This window comes from Actinoplanes lutulentus, assembly GCF_003259845.1.
GTDB lineage: Bacteria > Actinomycetota > Actinomycetes > Mycobacteriales > Micromonosporaceae > Actinoplanes > Actinoplanes lutulentus.
In genome coordinates this window covers 187,334-199,782 of record NZ_QLMJ01000003.1, presented here as the reverse complement: position 1 = coordinate 199,782, position 12,449 = coordinate 187,334, and the positions used below count along the sequence as shown (strand labels likewise).

Below are 12,449 nucleotides of genomic sequence, written 5' to 3'. Positions count from 1 at the left end.
CCCTGCGGGTGCGCTCCCACCAGGATCGCCCGGGTGAGTGCTCATCGAAACCCGTTCTCGATCCGATGGCTTGCCGCAGGCGGCGCCGCGGTGATCGCCGGAATCATCGGTGTCGCCCTGGTCCTGCAAACCGGTGGGTCCGCATGCGCCGCGCCGCCGAGCACCACCGCGAAGACCGGCAAGGCCACGTTCTACGACCTGGCCGGCACCTCCGGAAACTGTTCGTTCGAGGTGCCCGCCGACGATCTTTACGTGGCGCTCGGCCCGTCGCAGTACTCCGAGGGCACCTCCTGTGGCGCGTACCTGGACGTCACCGGCCCCAAGGGCAAGGTCCGCGTCAAGGTCTTCGACTCCTGCCCGGAATGCGCCGCCGGTCACCTCGACCTGAGCCGCACCGCGTTCAAGAAGATCGGCGCCGAGATCGACGGCATCATCCCGATCAAATACAAGCTGGTCACGAACCCCTCGGTCCCCGGCCCGATCAGCGTGCGGATCAAGGAGGGCGCGTCGCAGTACTGGTTCGCGGCCCGCATCGACAACCACGCGAACCTGCTCTCCTCGGTCAAGGTCGCGAGCGGCAGCGGCAGCTTCAAGAGCGCCCACCGCACCGACTTCAACTACTGGCTGATCGACAGCGGCGCAGGTCCAGGCCCATTCAAAATCAAAATCACTGATGTGTACGGGAAAACGAGCACGGTCAGTGGCATCAAGATGAACCCCGGATCAGTCCAGAAGACAAGCGTCCGTGCTTCATCAGCATCGAGCTCAGGCACGGCCGCCAAGGTGGAGTCGACGACGTCCGCGTCGAAGAAGCCCACCGTTACCGCGAAGGCGTCGCCGTCCAAGCCGGCCGCCGCCAAGTCGTCAGCATCGGCGTCCGCTTCGGCCGCCGTTTCGCCTTCGGCAACGACCGCTGCTGCTGCGCCTCTGCTGGAGTCGACGACCACGGCTGAGGAAGCGGAAGCCGCTCTGGCCGGCCCGGCAGTCGACCTGGCAGCTGCCGAACCGCGCTGCTGACACACCACTTCTTGCCTCGAGATCCAGGCGAATTCCGGCTCCCATGCGGGCCGAACTTGCCTGGATCTCGTCGTATTTCTGGTGCGGAAGAGGGGACTTGAACCCCCACGCCCTCTCGGGCACGGGCACCTAAAGCCCGCGCGTATGCCAATTTCGCCACTTCCGCCCGTTTTGCCCACCCGGGCAACTCGTTGTGAGGAGTCTAATCGCTCAGATCCAATTGCGGCACTTCGGTCACCACCGATCAGGGTGCGAGATCCGCTGCACGGGCCGGCCAGGCGTGTCGATCCCGGCTCCGATGCGCGCCCCAACTCGACACACCCACCGTGAATGGCCCCGCCTGTGTCGACTCCCAATCCGGCTGTACGTCACGGTCGCCGCACGTGACAGCCGGCAGCCCTGGTGTGCAGCCAGCCCAATCCGGCTGTACGCCACGGTCGCCGCACGTGACAGCCGGCAGCCGTACGTGACAGCCGTGGGTCGCTCGGCTCGCGCTCGTGGTCGTGTTTGAGCCCTGTCAACGACCGCAAGCGCTAGCCGCTCCGGATCGGCTGGCCCGGTGCTCGGTGCTCGGTGGCCGGTGGCCGGTGCTCGGTGCTCGGTGCTCGGTGCTCGGTGGCGAGTTTGTCGTGGGCGAGCCGTAGCTCAGATATGTCATCGGACCCGCATGACGTGTCTGGACTACGGCTCGCCCGCCTGAGCCGTAGTCCAGGACTGTTCTGGGACCCTGATGACATATCTGAGCTACGGCTCGCCCCGGTAGCTCCAAGATCTGTGACCCGTGACCACGCTCACTCGACGGGCCCATGCATGACCTCAATCGGCACGCTCGCCGCGAGGCATGTGCGCGCAGATGGCTCGCCATGCAAGGCGGCCGCCATGCACGGCGGCCGCCTTGCGGGTTGATTACCGCATGACGGCCGCCGTGAGCTCCGGGCTGCCGCGCCGCCGAACAGACGGGGTGGGCAGTGGCGATTGCCCTCCCCATCGGCGGGGTGGGCCCGGAGTTGCATGGTTTGCCGGACTTTTCCGGCCTTTGGGACGTCAGCCGAGACCGAGGTTGCGTCAGCCTGGGCCCAGGTCGTGTCAGTCGAGGCCTAGGTCGCGGCGGAGTTTGGCCACGTGGCCGGTTGCCTTGACGTTGTAGAAGGCCCGCTCGATCGCCCCGTTCTCGTCGATGACGAAGGTGGAGCGAATCACGCCGGTCACCGTCTTGCCGTAGAGCTGCTTCTCCCCGTACGCCCCGTACGCGATCAGCACGCTCTTGTCCTCGTCGCTGACCAGGGGGAACGTGATGGCGTCGTGCTCACGGAACTTGGCCAGCTTGGCCGGCTTGTCGGGCGAGATGCCGACCACCTCGTAACCGGCTGCCTGCAGTGAGGCGAGCGAGTCACGGAAGTCGCAGGCCTGCTTGGTGCAGCCGGGCGTCATGGCCGCGGGGTACGCGTACAGAACAACCTTGCGTCCGCGCAGATCCTTGAGGGAGAGGCTGTCCCCGTTGTCGGTGGGCAGGGTGAACTCGGGCGCGGCGTCGCCGGCGGCAAGGCGCACGTTTTCAGTCATGGGACCGACGATAGTGCGGGTCAGGCGGCGGCTCGCTGGCCGCTCCAGAGCCGGCGCGCGGCGGTGAGGTCTCGGGGCCACTCCTCGCCGCGCCGGGACAGCCGGCGCTCGGTGATCTCGAAGTCGCCGAGCAGGCGGTGGAACTCGTCGAGCACGTCGGACTCGAGGAACGGTTTGCAGGAGAAGACGTTGATGAGGACTTCGCGCAGGTGGGGGTAGGTGTGCACGGCGGCGTGCGACTCGGCGAGGATCACCACGGCGGATTTGCCGGCCTTTTCGGCGGGCCCTCCCTCGGTGGCCACGAGCGGCCCGGCGATGACGGTCATGCCGATGCGGGCGACCAGGTCGCGCATGAAGGTGGTGAGGGTCGCCTCGTCGTCGAGCGGCGAGATGTCGGACACGGCCGAGAGGCGGAGCGTGAGTTCGTCACCGTAATGGTCCATCGGATCCCCCTAGACGGAATAACTGAACGTTACCGGCTCGATGCGCAGCGTTGGAATCCCTCAGTCGGGGATTGGCACATTTAAAGTTTCCGCAGTTCAGGGCGGGTATGGAATCCGCGAGGAAATGGTCTGATCGCAATCGATCGGCGCATTGAAATAGCGAAAGAAAGTGTTTTCAGTGGTGCTGTGCACACCGTGTTAAGTACTCGGGGATAGCGGCCGCATGGTGATCGAAAGTAGGCTGCGTCAGCCGTAGCCGTCGAGAGTGGAGATCAATCATGAGCGAGCCCACGAGCGGGACCACCAGCGTCTCCAGCGAGGTCGTGGAGAAGATCGCCGTCGCGGCGGCCCGGGCGGTCCCCGGCGTCGCGGATCTGGGCGGCGACGTGTCCCGGTTCTTCAACAGCGTCCTCGACAAGGTCGGCCTGGACCAGGTCGGCGACGCGAGCCGCGGCGTCTCGGCGAAGGTCGCCGACGGCAACGTCACGGTGAACGTGGTGCTGGTCCTGGAGGCCGGCCGGGTGGTCGCCGAGGTGACCGGTGAGGTTCAGCGCGCGGTGACCGAGGCGCTGACCGGTTACGGACTCAAGGTCCTAGCGGTCAACGTCAACGTGGACGACATCAACATCTGAGTCGGTGGCGGCCCGGATCCGCAGCACCCCGGTCAGCGCCAGCCCGGTGCCGGCCCCGATCGCGATCATCACGGCGCCCCGGGCGAGCCAGCCCGGCCCGGCCGCCGGGACGACCGGGGCGAAGAACACGTCGGCGCTGCCGAAACCGGCGAACGCGGCCAGCACGAAACCGGCGAGCGCCAGATAGAACGGCGGATGCCGGTACGCGGCCGCGCAGGCGAGCACCCCGGCCAGGATCAGGACGCCGGACCAGCCCGACCCGTCGGCGGTGCGCAGGTACGCGTACCCAAGAGAAGAAAGACCGCCGAGGAGCGCGAGCGACCCGGTGGAGCGCGACCACCGATGAGCGGCCAGGGCGACAGCGACGGCCAGCAGAGCCGCGCCTGCCCACCAGGCCCAGGTGCGCGGCGCGGGTTCGTAATCGAGGGTGCCCTGGATCTCGAAAGTGCGGGCCTGGTCGCGCAGCGGGACCACCCACTCGCGGAGCCGATGCTCGGCGTCCGGATCGGCGACGGCCTGCGGCGGAAGGCCGGACGCCATCCACTGGGTGCGCTGATCGTGCCAGCGGACCGTGGTGCTGGTGTCGACGCGGCGCCAGGCGGGCGCGGCGGTGGGATCGGCGTTCGCCGGCAGCGCGGTGTCGAAGGCGGCGGTCTCGTTCAGGTACGTCGCCGGGGAGTTCACGTTCTGATAGGTGCCGTCCGGGCGGACGTCGAGATAGGGCTCGCCGGAGTAACCGAGCACCTCGATCGACCGGCTGCTCTCGTTGACCAGTTCGAGTCGCGAGCCGCCCTCGACGACCCGCACGCTCAGGCCGTCGAGCGGACTGCTGAACCCGGTGGCCACGACCCGGTACTTACTGACCTCGGTGGCGTCGCCGGCATGGGCGAGAGCGGGCGAGGCCGGCCCGAGGATCAGGCCGGCCACCGCCGCTGAAATGGCGAGGAAACGCCTCACCCAGCTGCCTTCTCGATGGTCTGGGTGAGCAGTTCGCTGGTCGGCACGGTGTCGTTCGGACCGATCAGCTTGGTGCCGTCGACCAGGATCGTTGGCGTGCTGTTGTAGCCGCGATCGGAGAATTTCTCGGTCACGTCGGTCGCCCACGTCTTGTAGGTTCCCTCGTTCACCGCATTCACGAAAGTCTCGCTGGTCAGGCCCACCGACTTCGCCAGCTCGATGATCTTTTCGTTGCTGAGGCCGTCGCTGTTCTCCTCGGGCCGGTTGTCGTAGAGCACGTTGTGCAGTTCGAGGAACTTGTCCTCCTCGGCGGCGGCCGCGGCGGCGCCGGCCGCGCGGGTCGAGTACTCGGTGCCGTTGGAGTACTTGTCCAGGATCGCCACCGGGTGGATCCGCAACGTGATCTTGTTGGCTTCCGCCATGTTCTGCAGGCTCTCGCCGCTTGCCTGCTCGAAGTTGCCGCAGGCCGGGCACATGAAGTCCTCGTAGACGTCGACGACGACCGAGCCGGTGCCGATCGCGAACGCGGTCCCGTCGTCGACCGCGGCGGTGGGCGTCGTGACCTTGCCGTCGTCCTGGCGGGACATCACGGTGTACCCGACCAGGCCCGCGAGGAAGAGGACCATGACGACGCCGACCGAGGTCCAGAGCGTCACCTTGCGGCGGCGCTCAGCTGCTTGCTGTTTCGCGACGACCGCCCGGGCCTGGGCGGTCCGGTCCCGTTTCCCCTTGCTCATCGCTCTTCCCCCATTAGAAGGCCGTCTACTGAGAACCTGGTCCGCGGCTTCCACAACAGAATCCCGGCGAGCGCTAGAAATCCGATATCTCGCAAAATATCGAGCCAATATGCCGCATTCTTGCCCGCCGCCAGTTCACCACCGGAGCTGAAGCACCCGCAGTCGATCTGCAGACCGCGCGCCCAGGCCGAGATGATTCCGGCGATGAAAACCACCAGCAGGACCGCGGAGATCCCGGCGGTGAGCCGGGTCGCGAGGCCGATCAGCAGCAGCAGGCCGAGCGCGATCTCCAGGAACGGCTGGACCGCGCCGACGACCTTGGCGGTGTCGTAGGACATCAGGTCGTACGCGTTCACCGCGCGCGCCGAAGCGGCGAGATCGCCGACCTTGAGTCCGCCGGCCACCAGCCAGACGGCGGCCAGGGCGAGCCGAGCGGCCGTGGAGATCCACGGCATGGTTTTCTGCATGCGCACGCCCCGTTAGACGCTCGTCGTCACGACCCAGTTCCCGATCATGTCTAGTCCGGGACGGGCGTCACAAACAGGGTCGAAAGACTCTGAATCAGCTGGCTTGTGCCTGGGAAACCGCTGTGACCAGCTCATCGCGAGCACGTGCCACCCGGGACCGGATCGTGCCCACCGGGACGCCCTCGACCTCGGCGGCCTCGGCGTACGAAAGCCCGATCACCTGGGTCAGCACGAACGCCGTCCGGCGCTCGTCGCTGAGCCGTCCCAGCAGATCGGCGCTGGTCAGCCGGTGTGCCGGGTCGGGCGAAGGCAGTTCGGTGACGGCCTGCGCGGCGAGCCGGGCGTCGAGCCGGCGGCGGCGCACCACCGACCGCAGGTGGTCGGCGCAGGTGCGGCGGGCGATGCCGAGCAGCCAGGTGCGCACGCTGGAGCGCCCGGCGAACGTGTCCAGCGCGCGGAACGCCCGGAGATAGGTTTCCTGGGTGAGATCGTCGGCAGTTCCCGGATCGATCAGCGCGGCGGTGAAACGCCACACCTCGGCCTGGGTCGCACGCACGAACGCGGACTGCGCCGCCCGGTCACCGTCGCGGGCGGCCAGGGCCAGCGCGGTGGTCTCGTCCGTTTCTTGCTCACCAGCCGTCACGAGGCAGATGGTACGCGAATCGGCGGTTCCGCTCCGCGTCTGGAACCATGCAATGGCTTCATCGTCCTCGGGTGGAAACGGAGTGTGCTGTGACTGACCGACGCCGAGTACTGGCTGTATTGGCCGGGTTACTGCTCGGGTTCTTCGGCACGCTGCTGTCCGCGGCCCCGGCGAGCGCGCACGCGGCGCTCGTCGCCAGCGATCCGGGCAACGGCACGATCGTTCCGGACGCCCCGAACCGGGTGACCCTGAACTTCAGCGAGTCCGTGCAACTCGTCGCCGGCAAGATCCGGGTGATCGCCCCGGACGGATCCCAGGCCGACCAGGGTGATCCGACCGTCGACGGCGGCCAGGTCACGATCCCGCTGCGCTCCGGCGCGGGCCGCGGGACATACCTGGTCAGCTACCGGGTGATCTCCGCCGACAGCCACCCGGTCGCCGGCACCATCACCTTCTCGGTGGGCGCGGCCTCCACGCCGCCTACGGCGACAGAAGAATCCGTCCGGGTCGATCCCGTGGTCCGCTCACTCATCCCGGTCGGCAAATTCCTTGGGTACGCGGGACTGGTTCTTCTGGTCGGGCCCGTGCTCGTGCTGGCCCTGCTGTGGCCGCAGCGACTGAGCCGGCGCGGACCGGGCCGGCTGATCTGGACCGGCATCGGGCTGGTCACCGGCAGCACGCTGCTCGCGATCTACCTGCAGGCGCCGTACACCCTGGGCACCGGGCTGTTCGACGTCCGCGTCGGTGACCTGCGCGACGTGCTGGGCAGCACGTTCGGCGCGGTGATGCTGGTACGCCTCGGCGTGGTGATCGCCGCCGCGTTCCTGCTCCGGCCACTGCTCGGCGGCGCCGGAGCCGAGTCGAAGCTCGACCTGGCCCTGCTCGGCGTGCTCGGGGTGGCGGCGCTCGCCACCTGGCCGCTGACCGGCCACCCGACCGCCTCCCCGGTGGCCGGCGTCTCCGTGGTGATCGACGCGATCCACCTGGCCGCCATGTCGGTCTGGCTCGGCGGCCTGGTGATGCTCTTCGGCTTCCTGTTGCCCCGGGCGAACGCGCGCGAGCTCGGCGCGATCCTGCCGATCTGGTCCCGCTGGGCGGCCGCCTCGGTCGGTGCGCTGATCTTCGCGGGCGTGGTGCAGGCGCTGATCGAGGTGGCGTCGCTGGACGGGCTGATCAACAGCACGTACGGCCGGCTCATCCTCGTGAAGGTGGCTCTCGCGGCGATCGTGATCGGCGTGGCCGCGTACTCCCGCAAGCTCGTGAAACAGCGCAGCGCCGAGGAGTCGCCCGGCCCGCTGCGCCGGATCGTCTCGATCGAGCTGGGGATCACCGCGGTGGTGCTGGCGGTCACCGCGGCGCTGGTGCAGATCTCGCCGCCGCGTACCGCCGAGGCGGCCGAGACCGCGGCGACCAGCACCACGGTCACCCAGACGATCACCTCGGACAAGATGGCGATGCAGGTCGACATCTTCCCGGCGGCGGTCGGCAACAACTCCATCCATCTGTACGCGTACACGCTGGACAACAAGCCGCTCCCAGTCGTCGAGTGGAAGGCGACCGCGGCGCTGACGAGCAAGGGGATCGAGCCGATCGAGATTCCGCTGCTGCGGATCACCGATTTTCACGCGATCGGTGACATCGCGCTGCCGGTCGCCGGTGAGTGGACGTTCAAGTTCACCGCCCGGACCAGCGAGATCGACCAGTCGACAGTGACGATGACCGCCACCGTCAACTGACTTCCTCTAACGGCCCGGTTCTCATGGGGAACCGGGCCGTTCGCATATCAATCGGGGATGCCGTACCGATTTGACCACTTTGGGGTTATTTGCACTTGTATGGTCTTGCGGTACCGGCCCGGGAAGGGGGAGATTCAGATGCGGGTGTTCCGCACGATTCTCGGCATGCTCCTACTGACCATCGGACTGCCCGCGCTACTGGCGGGGGGCGGACTGTGGACAGCTATGCAGCATCGCGACCCGGGCGGCGCGTTCACCGGTGAGCTGCAAAAAATCGGCGTACCTGGGTACGCCGTAGTCGTCGGCGACATCGACAGGCTGCTGCGCGACGACGCGCCGTTCGCCCGGATCGGCGCCACCGAGCTGCGGCTCACGGCGGCCACCACCGACGGGCCGGCCTTCTTCGGCCTCGCTCCCGCCGCCGACGTCGACCGATACCTGGCCGGAGTTCCGCATTCCCAGGTACGGACCGTCGACATCGGCACCGGCGCGCTTCCGGTCACGTCGGACCGGGTCAACGGGCCCCGCGTGCCGTTCGGCATCCCGGGGCAGCAGGCGTTCTGGACGCGTACCGGTATCGGCGAGATCAGCCTCGTGCCGGGCGAACTCGTCGGCGGGCCGTACAGCCTGGTCATGATGAGCGCCGGGGGCAGCCCGGTGAACCGGCTCGCCACGGTAGCTGAGGTCCGGCCCAGCTGGCTGAACTCCAGCACCTGGGGCCTGCTCACCCTCGGCACCCTGATGATCATGGCCAGCATCGTGATCCTGGTGTGGCCGGGCCGCCGCCGCGAAGTCGTCTACGTCGTCTCGCCCGGCCAGGTTCCCGAGCTGATGCAGGCCATCGGGGTGCCACTTCCGTACGGCGCGGGTGGTTCCCGGCATGGCGGTGCGCACCGCCCGCGTACCCTCGCTGACTCGCGCCCGGTCCGCCCGCCGGCGCTACCGCAGTTCGCTTGGCCCCCGTCGTCTCCGGGCGCGCCGCTGGCTTTGTCCGCGGCCCCGGCCGCTGGTTCGTCCTCTGCGGGTGGCTCTGTGGGTGGTTCTGGGGTTGGTTCTCCGGTTGGTTCACCGGTTGGTCCTTTGAGCGGTTCTGTGGCCGGTTCTGTGGCCGGCTCTCCTGGTTCTCCCGGTTTTCTCGGTTCTCCGGGTTCCCCTGGCCGGGCGATCGGTGCGCACACCCCTGCGCCAGGCCGCCCGCTCAACCTGCTCGGCGAAACCCCCGCGACGTCCAGCCTGCCGCCAGGCCCGATCCCGGCCCGCCGCAACCGCCGAGAGCCCTCCGCAACCGACATCCCGGAATTCCACGCCACCGCGGTAGGCGCCTGGGTCGCGGCAACCGCCCCGGAACGCGCCCGCCAGACAGAGGCCCGAGCAGCCGCCCGCTTGCGAGAGGCCGCAGCAGCCCGCAGGGGCGACGGCGCAGGCCTGCCCGAGCGCCCGAACACCCTGCCGGGCCAGCCAGGCGAACGCCAACCCGAGCCCACTCAGCCCTCACCCGCGCAGGCCGAGTCAGCGTCTGTTTCGGCAGCGCAGCCGGTCAGGGCTGGGCAGGTTCGGCAGGGCGCGCCGGGCAAGCAGACCGCGCCTGGCAAGCAGACCGCGCCTGGCAAGCCGCGCGAGGTGGCCGAGGCCGCCGCTCCGTCCGCGGAGAGCGAGCAACCAGCGGCAAAGCCGGCGTCCGAGCAGGCAGAGCCCAAAATGGCTGCCCAGAAACAGTCCGGGGCGGACAAGGTCCCGTCCGCAGAGGCCGGCCAGCAGTCCACACCTCAGGTCCACACAGAGTCTCTCCCGAGCGGCGCGAACTCAACGCCACGCCCCGAAACCGCTGGTCCCAGCTCAGAGACAGCGGGTCCCGGCCCAGAGACGGCGGGTCCCGGCCCAGTTGCTTCGCGCCCGGCCACTCTCGCTGAAGCGCCACGGCAGGGCGGGTCCGGCAACCGCCAGTTCAAGAAGCAGGCCCGCAAGGGCGGCAACAACCAGCCCGGATCAGCATCCCCGGACAGCACCCAGTCCTCGGGCAGCACCCGACCCCAGACCGCATCCCGAATCGCCCTGCACACCGGCCCGGCAGCTACCGACTGGACCGCCATCGGCCTGACCAGGCTCGGCCCCATCCCGAGCATGCCCATGCCAATCCCAGCAGCCCGCCCGGCAACCGCAGGCGCTGCAGCCCGCTCCGCAACCGCCGGCCCTGCGGCTGACCCGGCCACCGTCACGACCCCCAAGGACGCGACGACCACTGAGCCACCCACCCAGCAGACACAGGCGCAGAAGGCTCCCACCCAGTCAGCCCCGAAGCCACCCACCCAGCCAGCCCCCGCTTCCAAGGCGTCCACTAAGCCGGTCTCTGAGTCTGCTCAGTCGACGACATATATCGAGTCGGAAATCTCGGATAAGTCGCCCGCGACCGCAACCATTCAGCCTGAGAAGCCCGCCGCAGTCGCATCGCAACCGCCCGCATGGCCGCTAGTGGCCCCGACCGACAAGGTCGCCGCCCGCACCGCCGAAACCTCGACCACCCCCGCAAAGGCCGCCGCGACACAGGCAGGCAGCCGGCCGGTCGAGGCTAAGACGACGCCGGTCGAGGCGAAGACGACCAGCAAGCCGGAGCCGAAGAAGCAGCCGGCCACCACCCGCCCCGGCGAGCAGAGCAAGCCGAACCCGCTCAACAGCGAACCGGCCGACAAGCGCACGAAGCCGGAGAGCGACAAGCCGAACGCGGACGACGCCCCAGCTCCGAAGGCACCGATCGTGCCGATCCCCGCCCGCCCGCTGAACCCGGCAGCCCCGACCCCGAAGCCCCAAACTCCGGCGGCCAAGACGCCGTCCGAGCCCCGAGCATCCCTGCACGCAGCGGAGGCAGGCCTCCCGCCCGCGACGGAGGCAAACCGCCCGCCCACAGCGAACCCGCTACCGACCCAGCCCACCGAGACGCCGGCACACGGTGAGCCCTCACCCCCCAAGACGGCAGCCCACGGTGAGCCCTCCTCCACCGAGGTCGCATCCGCTGAGCCGCGTGCGTCAATGCACGCGGTCGAGGCCAACGGCCTGGGCGAACTAGGCGACACCAAGGTCCCGACCCAGCCGGAGAACAGCGGCAAAACCCGCAAGAACAACCCGCTGGCCCGGGCCCAGGGCCGGCTCGCCGGTAAGCCCGTAGCCACCACCCCCGCCAAACCGGGAACCACCCGCCGAGCCCCAGCCGCCTGGATCAAAGCCGCCGAGTCGGTAGCCGCCCGCGTAGCAGGCAAGCCCACCGACCCCCAGCCCCAGCCGACCGAGAACCCTGCAGCCGAACACCCTGCAACTGGGAACCCTGCAACTGGGAACCCAGCGATTGAGAGCCCGGCGGCCCAACCGGCCGAGGCCCCGACTCCAGCGGCCCAGGGTGCCGCGATCCGGGGTGCCGCGATCCAGGGCGCCGCGACCGAGGTCCCGGAACGCAAAGCGGAGCAGGTGAACGCCGAAACCGCGCCCCAGCAGCCACCGGCTCAGGCATCCGCAGGGACCCGCAGCGTTCCTAGGCCGCAGACGCCGAACGCTGCCCCGGCCGCAGCTCAGACCCCGGCTCGCCCGCAAGCATCGAACCCGGCTCGAAAGCCCCGCCCCGGCAGCGAGAAGCCACGCCCCAAGCCGCCGGCTCAGCAGAAAAACGAGCAGGCCAAAAACGAGCAGGCCAAGAGCGAGCAAGCCAAGAGCGAGCAAGCCAAGAGCGAGCAAGCCAAGAGCGAGCAGCCCAACAGCAAGCCGGACAAGCCAACGCCAGCGAAGCCCGCGCAAGAGAAACCCGTGCAAGCCAAGCCCACCCCGGCCAAGGCAGCCCAAGCCAAAACCGCCCAGGTGACGGTCACGCAGCAGACCACGCCATCGGACCCGAACGCACGGCCGCTGAGCTACCGGGAGGAAGCCGCCGAACTACTGGCCGCCAGCTCCGGACGCCGCCGCCGGCGCACCGTGTCCGGCAGCCCAGCACCTGACCGAGACCACACTCCGGAATAGCCGAAAACGACGAGCTCGGGCCGCTGACCACCATGGTCAGCGGCCCGACCCTTTTGGGACCGCTCACCTCCGAAGCCGAAGACCCACATCGCGGACGGAAGGCGTAGACAGGGGCGCACAACAACGCCGTTCAGCGGAGACGAGGTCACACATTGGCGCTGCGTGTGCCCACGTCACGGCTATAGCGATGCCGAGGTCGCACACAACCGCTCGGTGCGTCCTGGTCTCCGCTGACCGATACGGCAGCACACGGTG

At 68.8% G+C, this 12,449-nt stretch carries 10 protein-coding genes and 1 tRNA gene; 4 read left to right on the top strand and 7 right to left on the bottom strand.

Annotation, left to right across the window (positions count from 1 at the left end; all coding sequences use genetic code 11):
• Positions 1–33: 33 nt before the first annotated feature.
• The gene (locus B0I29_RS07865; protein ID WP_181557733.1) at positions 34–1,017 is read left to right on the top strand and encodes an expansin EXLX1 family cellulose-binding protein; all 984 of its coding nucleotides are present in this window, start codon (positions 34–36) and stop codon (positions 1,015–1,017) included.
• Positions 1,018–1,096: 79 nt separating this feature from the next.
• Here B0I29_RS07865 and B0I29_RS07860 read toward each other — a convergent pair.
• The 3 genes from B0I29_RS07860 to B0I29_RS07850 form a co-directional block, all read right to left on the bottom strand.
• A tRNA-Leu gene (locus tag B0I29_RS07860) sits at positions 1,097–1,183 on the bottom strand.
• 920 nt (positions 1,184–2,103) lie between these two features.
• Positions 2,104–2,580, bottom strand: a complete 477-nt coding sequence (gene bcp, locus B0I29_RS07855) for a thioredoxin-dependent thiol peroxidase (protein ID WP_111648227.1) — start codon at positions 2,578–2,580, stop codon at positions 2,104–2,106.
• A gap of 20 nt (positions 2,581–2,600) precedes the next feature.
• Positions 2,601–3,023: an S-adenosylmethionine decarboxylase family protein gene (locus B0I29_RS07850; RefSeq protein ID WP_111648226.1), complete on the bottom strand. Its 423-nt coding sequence runs from the start codon at positions 3,021–3,023 to the stop codon at positions 2,601–2,603.
• Between the two features lie 278 nt (positions 3,024–3,301).
• On the opposite strand from B0I29_RS07850, the gene B0I29_RS07845 reads away from it, so the two are divergent.
• Positions 3,302–3,655, top strand: coding sequence for an Asp23/Gls24 family envelope stress response protein (locus tag B0I29_RS07845; RefSeq protein ID WP_111648225.1), 354 nt, complete (start codon positions 3,302–3,304; stop codon positions 3,653–3,655).
• Here the strand turns inward: B0I29_RS07845 and B0I29_RS07840 are convergent.
• The 4 genes from B0I29_RS07840 to B0I29_RS07825 form a co-directional block, all read right to left on the bottom strand.
• A complete protein-coding gene (locus B0I29_RS07840; RefSeq protein WP_111648224.1) occupies positions 3,617–4,612 on the bottom strand; it encodes a hypothetical protein in 996 nt (331 codons plus the stop codon). The two genes, B0I29_RS07845 and B0I29_RS07840, sit on opposite strands and share 39 nt — an antisense overlap.
• Positions 4,609–5,349, bottom strand: coding sequence for a DsbA family protein (locus B0I29_RS07835; RefSeq protein WP_111648223.1), 741 nt, complete (start codon positions 5,347–5,349; stop codon positions 4,609–4,611). The genes B0I29_RS07840 and B0I29_RS07835 overlap by 4 nt, the downstream gene beginning before the upstream one ends.
• On the bottom strand, positions 5,346–5,816 hold the full coding sequence (locus B0I29_RS07830) for a MauE/DoxX family redox-associated membrane protein (protein WP_111648222.1): 471 nt from the start codon (positions 5,814–5,816) through the stop codon (positions 5,346–5,348). Before B0I29_RS07830 ends, B0I29_RS07835 begins: the two co-directional genes overlap by 4 nt.
• 94 nt (positions 5,817–5,910) lie before the next feature.
• Positions 5,911–6,459 (bottom strand): sigma-70 family RNA polymerase sigma factor, encoded by a 549-nt coding sequence (locus B0I29_RS07825; protein WP_111648221.1) that lies wholly within the window; start codon positions 6,457–6,459, stop codon positions 5,911–5,913.
• A gap of 47 nt (positions 6,460–6,506) precedes the next feature.
• Here B0I29_RS07825 and B0I29_RS07820 point away from each other — a divergent pair, with 47 nt between their 5' ends.
• Together B0I29_RS07820 and B0I29_RS45145 are read left to right on the top strand one after the other, a co-directional pair.
• The gene (locus tag B0I29_RS07820; protein WP_111648220.1) at positions 6,507–8,195 is read left to right on the top strand and encodes a copper resistance CopC/CopD family protein; all 1,689 of its coding nucleotides are present in this window, start codon (positions 6,507–6,509) and stop codon (positions 8,193–8,195) included.
• A gap of 138 nt (positions 8,196–8,333) precedes the next feature.
• Positions 8,334–12,194, top strand: a complete 3,861-nt coding sequence (locus tag B0I29_RS45145) for a hypothetical protein (RefSeq protein ID WP_146616743.1) — start codon at positions 8,334–8,336, stop codon at positions 12,192–12,194.
• Positions 12,195–12,449 lie beyond the last annotated feature (255 nt).